This window comes from Streptomyces sp. NBC_01445 (assembly GCF_035918235.1).
Lineage (GTDB): Bacteria > Actinomycetota > Actinomycetes > Streptomycetales > Streptomycetaceae > Streptomyces.
Map to the genome: position 1 here is coordinate 9593115 of NZ_CP109485.1, position 16810 is coordinate 9609924.

The window sequence follows — 16810 nt, forward strand, 5'->3', positions numbered from 1 at the left end:
GCAATGGGCACACTGATGTGAGGTGTTCGACGGTGAAATGGATCCCGCGCTCGCACATTTAGGCAAGTTGCCGATTACCTGGCCATATTTGGGATATTCCGATGGCCATGTAACGCGACGGCGGTTGCGTGACGCAGAGTTGTACGGGCCCGCGCGACGCTTTGCATGTGTGGTGCGGCAGGCGATTGCCTGAGAGAGCCAGAGGCGATGTTCGCTCCTGCCTCGGCCTGCAAAGTAACGCGTCAGATTGGATTCCCGTGAGCAATACCGACCCGATGGCCGGACCGCCCCACCCCTACGACCAGTACCAGCAGCCCCCACAGCCGCCACGGCGCCCTGAGCGGCGCGAGGGCGGCGCCCGGCGGACGGGGCTGGTCATCCACACCATCGCTGACATTGCCGCGGTGTTCCTGGGCCTGTGGATTCTGCTCTACCTGCTCGAAGCCAACCAGGACAACGTCTTCGTCGAGTTCGTGCACGGCATGGCCGACTGGCTGGCCTGGTGGTCACAGGATGTTTTCACCATGGACACAGAAGGCCTTCGCGTTCTCCTCAATTACGGTCTGCCGGCGGTGATTTACCTGCTGGTCGGGCACGGGATCGCCGCGCGGCTCAACCGCGTGTGACCGCGATCAATCTTGCATTACCGGCCGGCTCCGAGTGAACTGTCGGCCCAGCCTCGTGCGGCACCGAGCCTTTCGGGAACCGAACGGACCACGAGTACGACAGATACCGAGAAGGACCAGCCCTGTGAATTTCAGCTCAACCGGAAACGACCATCTGCCGGTCTACGAGAGCCTGGTACGCGAACGCGGTGACGTCGTGGCGGAGGCCCGCCTGGTGGCCCAGGAGGCGCAGTACCAGGCGGCCTACGCGCTCAACGGTCATGGTGGGGCCCGGCCGACGCCCGATCCGGCCGGACACCCCGCCGGGCCGAACGGAAGGCCTTAGGCCGTGAGGGCGTCGGCGCGCTCCTGATTCAGCTCACGAATTCCCTGTCCCCGTAGTGCACTTGGGCCGTCTGCCAGTCGACACCCAGCTTGGCCGTGAACTCCCGGGCCAGTGTCAGGTCGCCGAGCGGGGCGATGAGGATGAGCCTGCCGTCGACGGTGACCGAGCCGCCGCCGAGTTTGTCGCGGGCCACCGGGTCCGCGACCAGCTCGTCATGCAGCCTGCTTGCGCTGACGCCGGCCGCCTCGATTTCGAGTGCGTCGGTCTCCGGCGAGGTGGGCGGCAGACGGCGGAAGGTGAGCACGGACTCCTGGAGGTACGTCTTGGCGATGACGCCGGCGATGTGGTGGAGCCCGTCACGGCCGACCCTGTTGATGCCGAACTCGCGTGAGCGCTCATAGGTGGCCCGCTTGAGGTCGCCGGACCAGAAGACTCCCTCCAGGAGCTTCGAGGCGACGGGCGTGGCCCCGTTGGCGCGGATGATCCCGCGTACTTCGTGGTCGAAGCGTGTGAGACGGGTGTGGAGCCTGGGGTCGTCCGGGTCCGTGATGACCGCGGTGTTGTCGGTGGCGAAAAGTTCCGCCGTAGGGCGATCGGCGGCGGCGGAGCTCGCGGCCGGGGAGCTGCCGGCGCCCGTGAGCCCCAGTGCCAGGGCGGCGACGGTTGCGGCCATGAGACGCAGCTGCCGCCGCGCGATGGTGATCTTCATGGGTTGGTCAACGACCTGGGCCGGGCTTCGTTGCGGCAGTTGCGCGATCATGCGGTGTCGCAGACGCTACGGACCAGGGCGTGCGTGCTCAGGTGTCGTACGACGTGGCCGCCGGACGAGATAGACACCCGCGGTCGACACCAGCACCGCCATGACCGCGATGAACACCAGCCCGGCACCTTCCAGGCCGATCGGCCCCGTCAGGACTCCGACACCGATGACCGGCACGGAGATGCCCGCGTACGCCACCACGAAGAGCGTGGAGATCACTGACGCGCGATGGTCCGGGGGAGACGCCTCGGCCACGGCGCCGAGCGCCGCACGAAACGCCAGTCCCTGCCCCGTGCCGCCGACGAGCGCGCTCAGCATGACCAGTACCAGCAGGTCCCACCGCAGCGCGCCGGCGAGCAGGGCGAGTCCGGCGAGGAGCCCGGCGCAGCCCAGCGGCAGGGATCGCTCCATCCCGACCCGGGTGACCGCGAGTTGGCCCGCGGTCGAGGCGAAGAAGGCGAGTGCGACGACCAGGCCGCTCACGGCGTGGTTGTCCACGTCGAGGGACTCGGCGAGGAACGCCGGACTGACCGAGGTGAACACGCCGAACAACGCGAACCCCACGAACGCGGCGATCGCGGCGGGTCCGAACACCGGCCGCACCTGCGGGGGCAGACTCGGCCGCTGCGGCCGTACGGTGCTCAGCGGCCGCCGCTCGGCCACGGTCTCCGGCAGCCACAGCAGGACGGCGGCCGAGGCGGCCACCAGCGCGAGGTGCACGGCGAAGGGCAGGTACAGCGGCCAGGCGGCGTACTGGGCGAGCAGTCCGGCGAGCAGCGGACCGCAGCCCAGCCCGCCCATGTTGGCGGCGGTCGCCACGAACGTGGCGCGGGAGCCACCGCCGTGCGGCGCCAGCTCGATGACGTACACGGTGGCGGCCCCGGTGAACAGCCCGGCGGCAAATCCGGAGAGCAGCCGCCCCGCATACAGCCAGCCCAGCCCGGTGGCACTCAGGAAGCACACGGCGCTGGCCGCCGCGAACCCCAGCCCCCACAACAGAACTGGCCGCCTGCCCAAAGCGTCCGACGCGTTGCCCGCCAGCAACAGCACACCGATGACCCCGAAGGCATACACGGCATAGACGACGGTCACCGTCAGCTCGGAGAACCCGAACTTGTCCTGGTAGAGCCCATAGAGCGGGGTCGGCAGGGTGGTGCCGGCCATACACACGGCGAATACCGCGCCGGCGAGGGAACACTTACGCCATGCTCGGCGATCACCGTCCATGGCGTCGACAGTAGTTGCGCCTGCCCGCCCGGCACGGGTAGGGCGTGGCCGACGCGCCGCTGGGCGGAGCCCTGCAGCAGTCGGGCGCGAGGCCGGTCCCGATGCCGTCGCCGAGGAACTGCAGCGCAGCCGGATCGGTCCGCAGCCGCCGGTGGGCAGGTGGGGCCTGGCCGGGGCCGTCCTCGATCCACTTGACGACCAGGGTGTGGGGCGTCGGTACCGCTGAGGTAGACCCGGGCCGCGGACCAGGGTTCGATGCGTTCCCAGCGAACTGCGTTGATCGGCGAACGGCAGGTGCCGGTCAGGTTCAGCAGAGCAACGGCGCGGGAGACCGCTCGGTGAGCAGGCATCCCTGCACTCTACGGATCGAGCACCCTGCATCGAGGGCCTACCGCCCCGGGCGGGAGGTGAGTCAGGCCGGCGTGAGAAAGAGCTTTTCCAGCTGTGCCTCGTGCATGGCGGGGGTGCCGCCGTCCTCGGTGGCGGTCAGGCACTCGCGCATGCGGCCCGCGATGAATTTGAGCCCGGCGCGGTCCAGCGCGCGGCTGACGGCTGCGAGCTGCGTGACGACGTCCCGGCAGTCGCGGCCTTCTTCGGCCGTCGTGATGACTCCTGCCGACCGCCCCTGAGCGCGCCGCAGGCGGTGGGCACTGCGCGGGCGGAGGCTTCGTCGTCGGCGGTGGTGGCCGCAGTAGCTTTGGCGGCCGGGTTCGGCACGGTCGGTGTCATCCGTTGGGCTCCGGCGACGACGTTCACCAGCCTCATCCACGGGGCCCAAAGAAATGTGCACGGCGATGTCGAGAACCCGTGGTTGGCTCCGTCCCTGAGGTGAAAGCGACCACAATGGGTCGCACCAGCACCGAGGAGAACACGATGGCCAAGTACCTGCTGCTGAAGCACTACCGGGGCGCTCCGGCTTCGGTCAACGACGTCCCCATGGCGCAGTGGACGCCCGAGGAGATCTCGGCGCACGTGCAGTACATGCAGGACTTCAAGGACCGGCTCGAGAAGACCGGCGAGTTCGTCGACAGTCAGGCGCTCGCCCCCGAAGGGACGTGGGTCCGGTACGACGGTGAGGGCCGCCCGCCGGTCACCGACGGCCCGTTCGCCGAGACCAAGGACCTCATCGCGGGCTGGATGGTGATCGACGTCGACAGCTACGAGCGCGCCGTCGAGCTGGCCGGGGAGCTGTCGGCCGAACCCGGGGCGGGCGGCAAGCCGATCCACGAGTGGCTCGAGCTGCGCCCGTTCATGGGCTCGCAGCACACCATCATGGAATGACCTCGTCGATGAACGAGGCCCTGATCCGGAGCCTGACGCCGAGCGTGCTCGCTGTCCTCGTCCGTCGCGGAGCCGACTTCGCGGCGGCCGAGGATGCCGTGCAGGACGCGCTGGTCGAGGCGGTCCGCGTCTGGCCGGCCGACCCTCCGCGGGATGCGAAGGGCTGGCTGGTCACCGTGGCCTGGCGCAAGTTCCTCGACGCCACCCGGTCGGACGTCGCCCGGCGGCGGCGTGAGGACCTCGTCGACGACGAACCGGCACCCGGACCCGCACCCGCGGCGGACGACACGCTCCAGCTCTACTTCCTGTGCGCCCACCCGTCGCTGACGCCGTCCTCCGCGGTCGCGCTCACCCTGCGCGCCGTCGGCGGGCTCACCACCCGCCAGATCGCCCAGGCCTACCTGGTGCCCGAGGCGACCATGGCGCAGCGCATCAGCCGGGCCAAGCGCACCGTCGCCGGCGTGCGGTTCGACCAGCACGGCGACGTCGCCACCGTGCTGCGCGTCCTGTACCTGGTCTTCAACGAGGGCTACTCCGGCGACATAGACCTCGCCGCCGAGGCCATCCGCCTCACCCGGCAGCTCGCGGCCGCGATCGACCACCCCGAGGTGAGAGGGCTGCTGGCCCTCATGCTTCTCCATCACGCCCGCCGCGCCGCCCGCACCGCGCCCGACGGCAGTCTGGTTCCGCTCGCCGAGCAGGACCGCGGCCGGTGGGACACCGAGTCGATCGCCGAGGGTGTCGAGATCCTCCAAGCGGCCCTCGCCCGCGACCGCCTGGGCGAGTTCCAGGCCCAGGCCGCCATCGCGGCACTCCACGCCGACGCGCCCGCCGCCGAGGAGACCGACTGGGTGCAGATCGTGGAGTGGTACGACGAGCTCACGCGCCTGACCGACAACCCAGTCGTCCGGCTCAACCGCGCAGTGGCCGTCGGCGAGGCCGACGGACCACGCGCCGGCCTGGCGGCGCTCGCGGAGCTGACCGACTCGCTGCCCCGCCACACCGCGGTGGCGGCGTATCTCCACGAGCGTGCCGGCGACCTGGCGACGGCGGCACAGCTGTACGCGGAGGCGGCCGACAAGGCACCCAACCTCGCCGAGCGCGACCATCTGACGCGCCAGGCGGCCAGGCTCAACACGTCTCGGCTGAACCGGCTGGAGGAGAACACGTAGCGGTTCGGAGCGAGTTGGGTACTTCGGGGCGGCCGTGCACCTCGCGGCCGTCCGGTGATCCCAGCTCACGGGAGGCCGGTGCGGAACGGCCTGGTCTCTACGGGCTGTCGCGGGCTCGTACCGCCACCTCAGCTCCCTGGCCGCCGCCCTCACCCGCACGGTCCGCTCTCACATGCGCCCGGCGCCCATAGCGCCGATGGTCGGAAGAGCATGATCCGGTGCGGAACAGGGGGACGGTGTGGGACAGGCGGGAACGCTCATCCTCATCATGGCGGCCGCCGTTCTGGCGCCGCTGCTGGCACACTTCGTCGGCCGATGGGTCCGGATCCCCGTGGTCATCTTCGAAATCGTGCTGGGGATCCTCATCGGTCCCGACGTGCTCGGCTGGGCGCACGGAGGAGAGATCATCGACGTGCTCTCGGACCTGGGTCTGTCGATGCTCATCTTTCTGGCCGGGTACGAGATCCAGTTCGCGGCCATCCGGGGAGACACGCTGCGCCGTTCCGTCTGGGCCTGGGTGATCTCCCTGGCTCTGGGGCTGGGCGTGGCGCTGGCCCTGACGGGCCTGGACCTGGCGCGCGCCGTGATCATCGGAACCGCGCTGACCAGTACGGCGCTGGGCACGGTGCTGCCCATCCTGCGGGACAGCGGTGATCTGGAGGGCCGGTTCGGCACAGTGATGATGGCGTTCGGCGCGGTCGGCGAGTTCGGGCCCATCATCGCCATGGCGGTGCTGCTCAGTGGCCGCAAACCAGGGGCGGCCACGGTGGTCCTCGCCGTCTTCGCCGCCGTCACCGCCGCCGCCGTGTTCCTGGCCCTGCGGCCGCGCCGGCCGTGGTTCAGCCAGGTCATCCGCAGCACTCTGCACACCAGCGCGCAGTTCGCGGTGCGTTTCGTGATGCTCCTGCTGGTCGCGATGCTGGCGCTGTCGCAGGAGCTCGGCCTCGACGTGCTCCTCGGCGCCTTCGCCGCCGGACTGCTCACCCGGCTCGTGCTCCAGGGCTCGGCGCCGGAGAGCAGCGAGGAGATTCTGACCAGGGTGGAGGCGGTGGGTTTTGGCTTCCTCGTCCCGCTCTTCTTCATCGTCACCGGAATCGAGTTCGATCTGGCCTCGCTGCTCGACGGCGGGCGCGCACTGGTGCTGCTGCCCGTCTTCCTCGTCCTCTTCGTGGTCGTACGGGGACTGCCGACGTACGTGCTGGCACCACGGGATCTGTCGCCGCTCAGCCGCCGGGCGCTCACGATCTACTCCTCCACTTGCCTCCCGCTCGTCGTGGCGATCACGGCGATCGGCCTGGACGAGGCGTCGTGAAAAAGAGCGAGGCGGCGGCCCTGGTCGGCGCGGCGATGATCTCGGTCCTGGTCTTCCCGCTGCTCGCTCTGCGGCTGCGGGCACGGGAACGCCACATCAAGCCCCGGATGCCCCAGGCGCCCGAGACGGAGGCCTGGTGACCAGGCGTCGCTCAGGGGAGCTGCGCGTCAGGCCCCAGACGGCTCGTTCTTCCATGGGGTTACCTCTTCGCGCGGCTCGCGCATCACATGTTCGTCGCCTTATGCTCCGTAATGTCCTTAATGTACTTCAGGGAAGGCGGCCCGCTCGTGCCCAGTGGCCTCAATGCCGACACCGTTGGACCCGTCGACGTCGCTGTGGTCGGGTTCGAGGGCAACCGGTTCAACGGTGACGTCGCGCCCGCCCTGCGGGAATTGCAGCAGAACGGCACGGTACGCATCCTCGACCTGAGCTTTGTCATGAAGGCGGCAGACGGCTCCGTCAATGTCGTCGAACTGGCAGATGAGGAAGTGGCTGAGGCATTCCAGCAGGTCACCGATGCCCAGTTCGACCTTCTCAGTGACGAAGACCTGCGGACCGTCGCGGACAACCTCCCTCCGGAGTCGTCGGCCCTGGTCGTGGCCTGGGAGAACACCTGGGCCGCCCGGCTTGCGACGGCCCTGCGGGACTCGCAGGGCGAACTGCTGCTCCTGGAACGCATCCCGCGGGCCGCCGTCGTCGAAGCCGTCGCCGCGCTCGGCTCCGAGTGACACCGAACAATTCGGACTAAGGGGAAGATCGGCATGCCTCAGCGATTCGGACGACCGGGCCTTCTGGGCACGATCGCGCGCACCGCGGTGATCTCCGGTACCGCCACCGCCGTCTCCAGCCGTGTGGATCGCCGCATCGGCGAGCGCGACGTGCGTCGGCAGACGGAGTCGCAGGCCGCCCAGCAGCAGGCTGCGGCGGAGCAGCCCCCGCCGCAGCAGCCGGCCGCGCCCCCGGCCACGGACCGCGTCTCCCAGCTCACCGCACTCGCCGAGCTCAAGGCCCAAGGGCTGCTGACGGATGAGGAGTTCGCCGCTGAGAAGGCCCGGGTCCTGAACTCCTGACCCGGCCGATCGGAGCAGCCGGCTGATCGGAGCACTCGTCCGATCGGAGCACTCGTCCGATGGAAGCGATCGGAGCAGTCAGCCGCGCAGGGCCGACGCGAAGATGCCCGGCAGCCGGCTCGCCCTCGGATCGGTGGCGTAGGCCGTGAGACGTTCCATCGTCGTACGTCCTGTGCGGTTGGTGACGTAGTACGGCGGGCGCGGCGACAGCGAGGGCGAGCCGGTCAACAGACCGCGCGGCGCGGGGGCGAAGGGGGCCCGCAGGACGGTCTTCTCGACGTCCTCCAGCATGAACGCGTTGTGCACGAACCCGATACCGCTGCCGATGTCCTGGCGGGTGTGGCCGGGGTGGGCACCCCAGGGTGTGTAGCCGAGCAGGAAGCCGAACGCCGACCAGCAGTTGACGCCGAGCGTGCCGTAGCGCAGTGCGGCGACGGCCTCGTCCACGGCGGCGCGGTGGGAACGTTCGGTGCGGGGGTGGACCAGCAGTGTGGCGCCGAGTGTGCCGGGAAGCCTGTCGTTGGCGAACTCCGTTGCTGCGCGCAGGAATTGGGGAGCGTCCTCGCCGGGCAGGCGCACCACGCCGAGGGCGCTGGCGAACACCTCGTCCGTGAGCATGGGGTCGTCGGCGTCGGTGATGTCCGGGACGAGGAGGCGGCACGTGTCGTCGCCGTAGATCTCGGCCTCCGGGTGGGCCCGCGTCACCGCGTCGAGACGGTCGGCCGCGCCGGGGTAGTAGTCGCCGCGCTGTGGCAGTTCGCGCAGGACGCGACGGATCTCCGTGAGCAGGCGCTCCGTGCCCTCCCAGTGGCGGGGCACGAGCAGGACCTGGCTGGCGACGCAGTTGTGGCCGGAGTTGTTCAGTTTGCCGGTGACGATGTGCTCGGCCTGGAAGCGGAAGTCCGCCGCGCTCCATGGTCCCGGCGTCACGATGCAGGGGCTGACGCCGCCCAGCTCGCTGGTGAACGGCTTGTCGTTGACCGGAGTGTCGGCGCGCCGTCGCTCCTCGGCCTGCGCGCCGGTGCCCCACACGATGGCGTCGTGGGTGCGTTCGCTGCCGGTGACATGGATGGTGTCGACGGTCTCGTGGGTGGTGAGGTACGCGCCTTCGGCCGCGCCCCCGTCGACGAAGTGGACCCAGCCGCGCTCCACGAACTCGGTGAACACCTTCTCGAAGTGCGGGCGGAGGTAGGCGTTGACGGGGTTCATCTTGGCGAGGACGACCTGGCCCTCCGCGTACAGCTTGTGCAGGATGTCGAGCGGCGTGATGGCCGGGACGTTCCCGGCGCCGAGGACGAGCGCGACGGCCGGCTCGCCCTGCCGCCCGCGGTACTCGCCCGCCGCGCCGGCCAGGACCTGCTCGCGGGTCGTGCCCGGCAGGGTCCGCACCTCGGCGGTGAAACCGTTGAGCAGGAGGCGGTCCGTGGCTGTGGCGGGGAAGACGTCGACGACGACGCGGCCCTCGTGCGTGCGGACGGACTTGGCGGGCACCGGGGTGTGCCCGGCGGCCAGGCGGCGCAGCACGTGCAGGTACGCGCTCACGGTCTGCGCCAGCGCCCAGGGCGCGGTGACCCAGTCCTCTGCGGCCCAGTTGGAGTCCGCTTCGTAGCCCTTGGCGCGGGCCGCGTCGGCGACCATGCCCGAAGCGCCCTCGGCGATGCGCGGGAGCATCCGCTCCAGCAGGGCGATCCGCTCGGTGAGCGGGGTGGCGGTCCAGGACTCGGCGTGGTCGCGCAGGTCGGACACGGCGAGGTCGAGGGGAGCCGTGTCGAGAGTGGGTACGGGTGCGGCAGACAAGGGTCAACTCCTGGGGAGGTGAGGGGGATCGAGGTGGTGAGGTCGCGTCAGGTGCTCAGTCGTGCGATGTCCCGCGCCGGGTCGACGAGCAGGAAGGACGCGGCGGCTCCGACGGCCAGGAGCAGTCCTGACAGCAGTGCCGAGTTCTGGTAGCCGTCGGTGCCCTGGGCGTCGACGAGGGCACCGACGACGGCGGGTGCGCCCAGACCCGCCGCCGTCACCACCGCGTTCATGGTGCCCAGCGCACCGCCGCTGCGGGACGGCGGGGCGAGCTCGGCGACGGTGGTCGCGGCGATTGTGGCGTACGAGCCCCCGAGGCCGAAGCCGAGGGCGATCAGGACGGTCTTCGCGCCCGAGCCGTCGACCAGTGGCAGGGCCAGACAGCACGCGGCGCCCAGGGCGAGCAGCCAGCCGCCCACCCAGCCCCGGGCACGGCGGCTGCCGACACCGCGCCGCATCAGCCGGCCGGTGATGCCGGCCTGCGCGAGCAGCACGACGGCGCCGATCGTCCAGGGCGCGACGACGAGGGTGCCCGCCGCGTGGGCCGAGTACCCGAGGGCGTTGCGCAGGTAGGACGGCAGCCAGACCAGCATCAGGGCCACGGCCCAGTAGCTGGTGAAGTAGGCGAGGGTGGCACCGATCCAGGTGCGGCTGGCGAAGATCCTCCGGTACGGGACGGCCGCCCGCGCCTCGTGCGGTATCGCGCCACTGACGGGGGTGACACCCGCGCCACTGGCGGGGGCGACACCGTGGCGGCCGTCTGCGCCGAATGCGGCCCAGGCCACCGCCCACACGAGCCCCGCGCCCGCGAGCACCCACAGCGCCGAGCGCCACCCGTGGTGCTGGATCACCCAGGACAGGCCGGGCGCCGAGACGATCACGCCGAGGGTGACGCCCAGGGTGATCAGCGCGCCGGGCAGATTGCGCCGGTGGTCGGGGAACCAGGCCAGCGTGGCCTGTTGGGCGACGGGGAACGCGGGGCCCTCCGCCGCTCCCAGGAAGACGCGCGAGACGACCAGGACGGCGAGGCCGCCGCCGATCGCCGCGGGCACCTGGGCGACCGACCGCAGGACGGCCATCAGCAGGAGCAGCAGTTTCGGCGACACCCGGTCGGCGGCGAGCCCGACGATGACCGCGGCCACGGAGAAGAGCAGGAAGAACGCGCTGTTGGCGAGCCCGAACTGAGTGGCACTCAGATGGAGGTCCGCGCGGATCTCGTCGGCGGCCAGGCCGAGGACGGACTTGTCCGCGAAATTGACCATCATGAAGACCACGAGCAGCAAGGTCACCGTCCAGGCGCGCCGGCTGCTGCTGCCGGTGGCCCCGGTGGTCCCCGTCGGGCGCGGGGGGACGGTCGGTACCGCGGTCATGCGTACTCCTGAGAGAGAAGTGGGAGAACGGTTCAGGACAGCGGGACACCGGCGATGGCGATGCGCTCCATCACCCGGCGCTGCGGGAAGTAGTCGTTGACCGCGTAGTGCTGGACGGCGATGTTGTCCCAGACGGCGATCGAGTCGGCCTCCCAGCGGAAGCGGATCTGGAACTCGGGGATGCGCGCCTGGAGGACCAGGATGTCGAGCAGTTCACGGTTCTCGGCCTCGGACAGACCCTTGATGTACCGGGTGAACGGCTCGTTCACGTAAAGGGTCCTGCGGCCGCTGCGCGGGTGGCGCACCACGACGGGGTGCTCGACCTGCGGCCAGCTCTCGCGGAAGGCGGCCTTCTGCCTGTCGTCCATGAGGGCGCCCCAGCTGGCCTCCCAGTCGTGGACGGCGGTGAGGTTCGCGATCCGCTCCTTGAGGTCCTCGGGCAGGTTGTCGTACGCGGCGCCCATGTCCGCCCACATCGTGTCTCCGCCCGCGGCGGGTACCTCCACGGCACGCAGCACGGCGCCGAGCGAAGGGTTGGCCATGAACGAGTGGTCGCTGTGCCAGATGTTCTTGTTGCCCGCGGCCTTGGCGTCCTTGGCGAGCCGGGAGATGCCGGCGGTCCCGGTCTTCGCGAAGAACGGGTTCGCCTCCGGCGGCCCCCAGATGCCCGACAGCGCGAGGTGGTGCTCGGCGGTGAATCCGGTCTGTCCGCGGAAGAAGATCACCTTCCACTCCAGCAGCGCCTGCCGAAGCTCCGCGGCGAGTTCGTCGGAGATGGGCCGGGTCAGGTCGACGCCGCCGAGCACGGCGCCGAAGTGCGGGGTGAGCGGGTCGATGTCGATCAGCCGGTACGCGGACTGCTCGGCGCCGGGGGCGAGCCGCTCCAGGACCCGGCGGCCGTAGTGCATGAGGGGCTTGTCCAGTACCGGCTCGGGGTTGGTCACGTGGGTCGATGCGACGGCCTGCATGGCGGTCCTCCTCCTGACGGTGAACGCTAATTACGTAACCCGCAGTATCGATATTGGAATGCGCAGGTGCAAGGGGTCGGGAGGAGTTGTTTTCCTGTGCCGTCCGGGGCTGCGGAACCGGCATCCGGGCACGGCGAAGGGCGCGCGGGCACGACGAAGTGCCCTGCGCGCAGGGAAGTGACGGGACGTCAGTCCAACGTCAGGGCCGGGCGCCGACCGCCCGGCCGATCAGGTCCACGACCGACTCGACGAGCGTCTCGTCGGGCATCTGCTGCTCGCCGACCATCCGGAAGACCAGCGACGCCGCCACGAGCGTCGAGGCGGCGGACACGTCGACGTCAGGCCTGACGTCGCCGCGTGCGATCCCGCGCTCCAGCAGGTGTCGCGTCTCGCTCATCACGCGGGCCGTGTAGGCGCGATAGGCGCCCGGCTCCGCTCCCACCTCGGCGGCGGTACCGATCACCCCGGCCAGCAGGCGGTCGACCCCCGGCTGCCGGTAGGCCTTCATGCGCGCCGTCAGGACGGCCCGCAGCTCGGCCCGGAAGTCCCCCATGTCGGGCACGGTCAGCGGCCCGATCCGCGACTCCGCGGCAGCGATGACCAGGTCCTGCTTGGTGGACCAGCGCCGGTACATGGCCGGCTTGCTCACCCCGGCGCGGGCCGCGACGGCGTCCATCGTGAGCGCGGCCATGCCGCTCTCCGCCACCAGGTCGACGACGGCGTCGAGCACGGCCCGCGTGACATGTTCCTGGCGCGGCCGGCCCGGACCCCGGCGTGCGCTCTCCACCTGTTCCTCCGACATGCGGCGACCCTACGCGGACCGCGTCCGTCGCTGCTCGCGGGGACGTGTCCGCAGGCCTGTGGCGCTCAGGCGCCCACGGCGTGCGTGACGTCGGCCAGCTCGGCCCGCAGCACATGCTTGGTGATCTTCCCCGACGGAGTACGCGGCAGCTCACGGCGGAGGACCAGCTCGCGGGGGATCTTGTAGCGGGCGATCCGCGTCTCGAGCCACGCGCGCACGCCCGCCAGGTCCGGTTCCGTACCGTCGTGCGGCACGACGACGGCCACCACGGTCTCGCCCCACTGCGGGTGCGGGCGGCCGACGACGGCGACGTCGAGCACGTCAGGATGGCCGCGCAGCGCGCCCTCCACCTCCTGCGAGGCGACGTTCTCGCCGCCGGTGATGATCACGTCCTTCATCCGGTCCACGACCGTGACGAAGCCGTCCTCATCGACCCGTCCCAGGTCGCCGCTGCGGTACCAGTCGCCCGCGAACACCTCGGCGGTGGCGGCCTCGTCGTCGAGGTAGCCGACCATGCGCGTGTCCGAGCGCAGCCAGATCTCCCCGGTATCGCCCGGACCGGCATCCGTGCCGTCGGGGCGGACGACGCGCAGATCCACACCGGGCATGCCGTGGCACCCGATCGAACCGGCCTTGGTCACCTGCTCGGCGGGGGAGAGTGAGGTCCCCGCGGGGCCCATTTCGCTCATCCCGTACACCTGATGGAAGTCCTGCGAGCCGTACGCCTTCATCAGCCGGCGCGCGGTGTCGGCGTCCAGAGGCCCGGCGCCGTAGATCCACGCGCGCACAGAGGTGAGGTCGAAGTCGGCGAAGTCGGCGACGGCTTGCACGGGGGCGATGAGCGCGATCGGCGCCGCGAACATCGCGGTGACCCGCTCGCGCTGGATCGTCTCCAGCATGCCGCGAGGATCGTACTCGCGCTGCAGCACGACCGTGGCCCCGCGCACCAGCGTGCCGAGCGTCCAGTTGTTGAGGGGGGAGGCGTGCCAGATCGGCATGCAGATCAGGAACCGCTCGTCAGGGACGAGGGGGATCGTGTCCGCCGTGTGCCCGGCCGTCAGGGCGATGCCGCGGTGCGTGTGCACACAGCCCTTGGGGGTCCCGGAGGTGCCTGACGTGTAGAGGATCTGCGCGATGTCGCTGTCCGGGCCCGGTTCCCCGCGGGACGGCTCGGCTCGCGCAACGAGGGACTCGAAACTGTCCGCGGGGCGCGTGTCCGCGTCGGCGTCGGGGTGGCTGACCAGCCAGGGCACGTTCACCGCCTCGGCGGCAGCGGTCGCGCGCCCGCCGATCTCCGCGTCGACGAGCATCAGCCTGGCTCCGCAGTGCAGGAGCTGGCGCGTCACCTCGGCAGTCTGCAGTTTGTGGTTGACGGGTACCAGGGTGGCGCCCGCGTGCCAGGCGCCGAACGCCGCGAACAGGAAGGCGGGGGTGTTGTACGTCATCACCGCGAGACGGTCGCCCGGCCGCAGCCCGGCCTCGCTCAGTACCGTCGCGGCGCGCCGGGCGGCTTCGTCGAACTCCCGGTAGCTCCACCGCTGTTCGCGATAGACGACCGCTTCCTTGTCGCCGGCCGAGCGAACCACGCCGTCCAGCAGGGCACTGAGGTGCATCACGTTCTCCTGACGAGCCGGGCCGACGGAACCGACCGTGGCGGGAAACTCTGAATCATGGTTCACTTCTTTCATGGCCTACCGCAAGACCCCAGCCGAAATCAGCCGGCTCGAAGCCGCGAGAGAGCGGCTCGTCTCCTGCGCCACCTCGGTCGTGGCGGAAGTGGGCTGGTCACAGGCGTCCGTGACCGCCGTCGCCGACTCGGCGGGCATCGCGGCAGGCTCCGTGTACCAGCACTTCCCGTCCAAGGCGGCCCTCGCCGTGGAAGTGTTCCGGCGCGCCGCGGGGCGCGAGGTGGATGTCCTGGGTGAGGTGCTGCACGGTCCGGGAGACCCCGTCGAACGGCTCCGCCGCGGCGTCGAGATCTTCGCCCGCCGCGCCCTGGAGAACCGCGGCCTCGCCTACGCCCTGCTCGCGGCCCCCGCCGAACCCGCGGTCGGCGCCGAGCGGCTCGACTTTCGCCGCCGCTACCGCACGCTGTGGGCCGAGGTGGTGCGCGAGGGCACGGCGACGGGCCAACTACCCCCACAGAACGCCGAGATCACCGCGGCCGCCCTGACCGGAGCCATCGGAGAAGTGCTCGTCGACCCGCTCGGCACCCCCGACGAGAACGCCACCGAGCAACTACTCACCGACCTCACCGCCGCGGCACTGCGCTGCGCGGGCGCCCCGACCGCCTGATTCCCACCCGCTCAACCGGAGGAGGCCCCATGCCCAGCAACCCCACCGCCGTGACGCACGAAGTGACCAACCAGGCACCGCCGTTGACCGGCCACGACATCGCAGACGACCCGGTCCTCATCGAGGGCGTGCGCCGCGAGGGCGCCGCATGGTCGCTCGACGACCTCCACCGGATCGGCCGCCGCGCGGGCAGCGAGGAGGTACAGCGCTGGGCCGACGAGGCCAACCGCTACGAGCCGGTGCTGCGCACCCACGACCGCTACGGCAACCGCATCGACGAAGTCGACTTCCACCCCTCGTACCACGCCCTGATGGACGTGGCGGTGGGCGAGGGGCTGGCCGGCAGTGCCTGGGCGGACGAACGGCCCGGCGCGCATGTGGCGCGGGCCGCGGCCTTCATGGTGTGGAGCAGCACCGAGGCCGGGCACGGCTGCCCCGTCTCCATGACGTACGCCGTTGTCCCCGCCCTGCGCCACGCCCCCGACCTGGCCAAGATCTACGAGCCCCTGCTCACCAGCCGTGTCTACGAACCCGGTCTGCACACCCCGGGCGAGAAGGGGGGCCTGCTCGCCGGCATGGGGATGACGGAGAAGCAGGGTGGCACCGATGTGCGCGCAAACACCACCTCCGCCACCGAACAGGCCGACGGGACCTGGCGGTTGCGCGGTCACAAGTGGTTCACCAGCGCCCCGATGAACGACCTGTTCCTTGTGCTCGCCCAGGCGCCCGGCGGCCTGTCCTGCTTCCTGGTCCCGCGCGTCCTGCCCGACGGCAGCCGCAACACCTTCCGCATCCAGCGTCTCAAGGACAAGCTCGGCAACCGCTCCAACGCGTCGAGCGAGCCCGAGTTCGACGACACCGTGGCCTGGCTCGTCGGCGCCGAGGGCAAGGGCGTCCGCACCATCATCGACATGGTGACCATGACGCGGCTCGACTGCGTCCTCGGCTCCGCCGCCGGCACCCGCGCCGCACTGGCCCAGGCCGCCCACCACGCCCGCCACCGCTCGGTGTTCGGCGCCAAGCTCATCGACCAGCCGCTGATGCGCAACGTACTGGCCGACCTCGCCGTGGAGTCCGAGGCCGCCACCACGCTCGCGCTGCGCCTGGCCGGCGCCGCCGACCGCGCCCAGCACGGCGACGAGGGGGAGCGCGCCTTCCTGCGCCTGGCGACGGCGGTCGGCAAGTACTGGGTGTGCAAGCGGCAGCCCGTAGCGGTGGCCGAGGCCCTGGAATGCCTCGGCGGCAACGGATATGACGAGGCATCAGGCATGCCGCGGCTGTACCGCGATGCCCCGCTCAACGGCATCTGGGAGGGCTCCGGCAACGTCAACGCCCTGGACATGCTGCGGGCGTTGGCCCGTGAGCCCGAGTCCCTGGAGGCGTTCCGTACGGAGATCGAGGCGGCGGCCGGCGGTGACCGGCGACTCGACACGGCCTGGCAGGAGCTGCAGGGCGAGCTGGTCCTGACCGAGGACGCGCCGCTGCGGGCCCGCCGCGTCATCGAACGCGCGGCCCTCGTGCTGCAGGGTTCGCTCCTGGTCCGGCACGCACCGGCCGCCGTGGCGGACGCGTTCTGCGCGTCGCGGCTCGCCGGGGACCGCGGACTCGCCTTCGGGACGCTGCCGCCAAGGACCGATTTCGCGGGGCTGCTGGAGCGACTTCCTGCGTGACGTTCGCAGGCCTTCGCCCGCGCTGAACGGACGCACGGGCGGGAGTCCTTCACTGGTGGCCGCGTCGAACGACAGCTTCGCGGCCACCGTCACCCCGTCGGTTCGGATTGACCGGAACCTTGCCTGAAGACCGGT

16 protein-coding genes and 1 pseudogene are annotated in these 16810 nt (G+C 70.8%); 9 read left to right on the forward strand and 8 right to left on the reverse strand.

Features of this window, described 5'->3' with window-relative positions; genetic code table 11:
- Window positions 1–257: 257 nt before the first annotated feature.
- Complete coding sequence (locus OG574_RS43820) at window positions 258–626, forward strand: hypothetical protein (protein WP_326777791.1); 369 nt, start codon at window positions 258–260, stop codon at window positions 624–626.
- Between the two features lie 124 nt (window positions 627–750).
- Entirely contained in the window at window positions 751–951 is a 201-nt protein-coding gene (locus OG574_RS43825; RefSeq protein ID WP_326777792.1) for a hypothetical protein, read from the forward strand.
- Between the two features lie 28 nt (window positions 952–979).
- Here OG574_RS43825 and OG574_RS43830 read toward each other — a convergent pair whose 3' ends face one another.
- The 3 genes from OG574_RS43830 to OG574_RS43840 form a co-directional block, all read right to left on the reverse strand.
- Entirely contained in the window at window positions 980–1660 is a 681-nt protein-coding gene (locus OG574_RS43830; protein WP_326777793.1) for a hypothetical protein, read from the reverse strand.
- A 66-nt stretch (window positions 1661–1726) separates the two neighbouring features.
- Window positions 1727–2938 carry an MFS transporter gene (locus tag OG574_RS43835; RefSeq protein WP_326777794.1) on the reverse strand — a complete coding sequence of 404 codons (1212 nt, stop codon included), beginning with the start codon at window positions 2936–2938 and terminating at the stop codon, window positions 1727–1729.
- A gap of 412 nt (window positions 2939–3350) precedes the next feature.
- Complete coding sequence (locus OG574_RS43840) at window positions 3351–3578, reverse strand: metal-sensitive transcriptional regulator (protein WP_326778803.1); 228 nt, start codon at window positions 3576–3578, stop codon at window positions 3351–3353.
- Between the two features lie 233 nt (window positions 3579–3811).
- Between OG574_RS43840 and OG574_RS43845 the strand changes: the two genes are divergently transcribed.
- The 5 genes and pseudogenes from OG574_RS43845 to OG574_RS43865 all read left to right on the forward strand — a co-directional run bounded on the left by OG574_RS43845 (window position 3812) and on the right by OG574_RS43865 (window position 7773).
- Window positions 3812–4219, forward strand: coding sequence for a YciI family protein (locus OG574_RS43845; protein ID WP_100596849.1), 408 nt, complete (start codon window positions 3812–3814; stop codon window positions 4217–4219).
- An 8-nt stretch (window positions 4220–4227) separates the two neighbouring features.
- Window positions 4228–5391, forward strand: coding sequence for an RNA polymerase sigma factor (locus OG574_RS43850; RefSeq protein WP_326778804.1), 1164 nt, complete (start codon window positions 4228–4230; stop codon window positions 5389–5391).
- Window positions 5392–5629: 238 nt separating this feature from the next.
- Window positions 5630–6843 (forward strand): annotated as a pseudogene (locus OG574_RS43855) (cation:proton antiporter).
- A gap of 120 nt (window positions 6844–6963) precedes the next feature.
- Window positions 6964–7431, forward strand: a complete 468-nt coding sequence (locus OG574_RS43860; protein WP_326777795.1) for a DUF6325 family protein — start codon at window positions 6964–6966, stop codon at window positions 7429–7431.
- A gap of 33 nt (window positions 7432–7464) precedes the next feature.
- On the forward strand, window positions 7465–7773 hold the full coding sequence (locus OG574_RS43865) for an SHOCT domain-containing protein (protein ID WP_326777796.1): 309 nt from the start codon (window positions 7465–7467) through the stop codon (window positions 7771–7773).
- 78 nt (window positions 7774–7851) lie between these two features.
- Here OG574_RS43865 and OG574_RS43870 read toward each other — a convergent pair whose 3' ends face one another.
- The 5 genes from OG574_RS43870 to OG574_RS43890 form a co-directional block, all read right to left on the reverse strand.
- A complete protein-coding gene (locus tag OG574_RS43870) occupies window positions 7852–9570 on the reverse strand; it encodes an aldehyde dehydrogenase family protein (RefSeq protein WP_326777797.1) in 1719 nt (572 codons plus the stop codon).
- Window positions 9571–9617: 47 nt separating this feature from the next.
- On the reverse strand, window positions 9618–10940 hold the full coding sequence (locus OG574_RS43875) for an MFS transporter (protein WP_326777798.1): 1323 nt from the start codon (window positions 10938–10940) through the stop codon (window positions 9618–9620).
- Window positions 10941–10972: 32 nt separating this feature from the next.
- Entirely contained in the window at window positions 10973–11908 is a 936-nt protein-coding gene (locus tag OG574_RS43880) for a TauD/TfdA dioxygenase family protein (protein ID WP_326777799.1), read from the reverse strand.
- A 199-nt stretch (window positions 11909–12107) separates the two neighbouring features.
- Complete coding sequence (locus tag OG574_RS43885) at window positions 12108–12710, reverse strand: TetR/AcrR family transcriptional regulator (RefSeq protein WP_326777800.1); 603 nt, start codon at window positions 12708–12710, stop codon at window positions 12108–12110.
- 65 nt (window positions 12711–12775) lie between these two features.
- Window positions 12776–14323: a class I adenylate-forming enzyme family protein gene (locus OG574_RS43890; protein WP_326777801.1), complete on the reverse strand. Its 1548-nt coding sequence runs from the start codon at window positions 14321–14323 to the stop codon at window positions 12776–12778.
- 73 nt (window positions 14324–14396) lie between these two features.
- Between OG574_RS43890 and OG574_RS43895 the strand changes: the two genes are divergently transcribed.
- Window positions 14397–15005, forward strand: coding sequence for a TetR/AcrR family transcriptional regulator (locus OG574_RS43895; protein WP_326777802.1), 609 nt, complete (start codon window positions 14397–14399; stop codon window positions 15003–15005).
- A 29-nt stretch (window positions 15006–15034) separates the two neighbouring features.
- Complete coding sequence (locus OG574_RS43900; protein ID WP_326777803.1) at window positions 15035–16675, forward strand: acyl-CoA dehydrogenase family protein; 1641 nt, start codon at window positions 15035–15037, stop codon at window positions 16673–16675.
- Window positions 16676–16810 lie beyond the last annotated feature (135 nt).

Bases quoted from the DNA above. Each gene is read 5' to 3' on its own strand.
- OG574_RS43865 (WP_326777796.1), top strand. From the start codon at position 7,465: ATGCCTCAGCGATTCGGACGACCGGGCCTTCTGGGCACGATCGCGCGC.
- OG574_RS43830 (WP_326777793.1), bottom strand. From the start codon at position 1,660: ATGAAGATCACCATCGCGCGGCGGCAGCTGCGTCTCATGGCCGCAACC.
- OG574_RS43885 (WP_326777800.1), bottom strand. From the start codon at position 12,710: ATGTCGGAGGAACAGGTGGAGAGCGCACGCCGGGGTCCGGGCCGGCCG.
- OG574_RS43835 (WP_326777794.1), bottom strand. From the start codon at position 2,938: ATGGACGGTGATCGCCGAGCATGGCGTAAGTGTTCCCTCGCCGGCGCG.
- OG574_RS43860 (WP_326777795.1), top strand. From the start codon at position 6,964: ATGTACTTCAGGGAAGGCGGCCCGCTCGTGCCCAGTGGCCTCAATGCC.
- OG574_RS43895 (WP_326777802.1), top strand. From the start codon at position 14,397: ATGGCCTACCGCAAGACCCCAGCCGAAATCAGCCGGCTCGAAGCCGCG.
- OG574_RS43875 (WP_326777798.1), bottom strand. From the start codon at position 10,940: ATGACCGCGGTACCGACCGTCCCCCCGCGCCCGACGGGGACCACCGGG.
- OG574_RS43845 (WP_100596849.1), top strand. From the start codon at position 3,812: ATGGCCAAGTACCTGCTGCTGAAGCACTACCGGGGCGCTCCGGCTTCG.
- OG574_RS43880 (WP_326777799.1), bottom strand. From the start codon at position 11,908: ATGCAGGCCGTCGCATCGACCCACGTGACCAACCCCGAGCCGGTACTG.
- OG574_RS43850 (WP_326778804.1), top strand. From the start codon at position 4,228: ATGAACGAGGCCCTGATCCGGAGCCTGACGCCGAGCGTGCTCGCTGTC.
- OG574_RS43900 (WP_326777803.1), top strand. From the start codon at position 15,035: ATGCCCAGCAACCCCACCGCCGTGACGCACGAAGTGACCAACCAGGCA.
- OG574_RS43890 (WP_326777801.1), bottom strand. From the start codon at position 14,323: ATGCACCTCAGTGCCCTGCTGGACGGCGTGGTTCGCTCGGCCGGCGAC.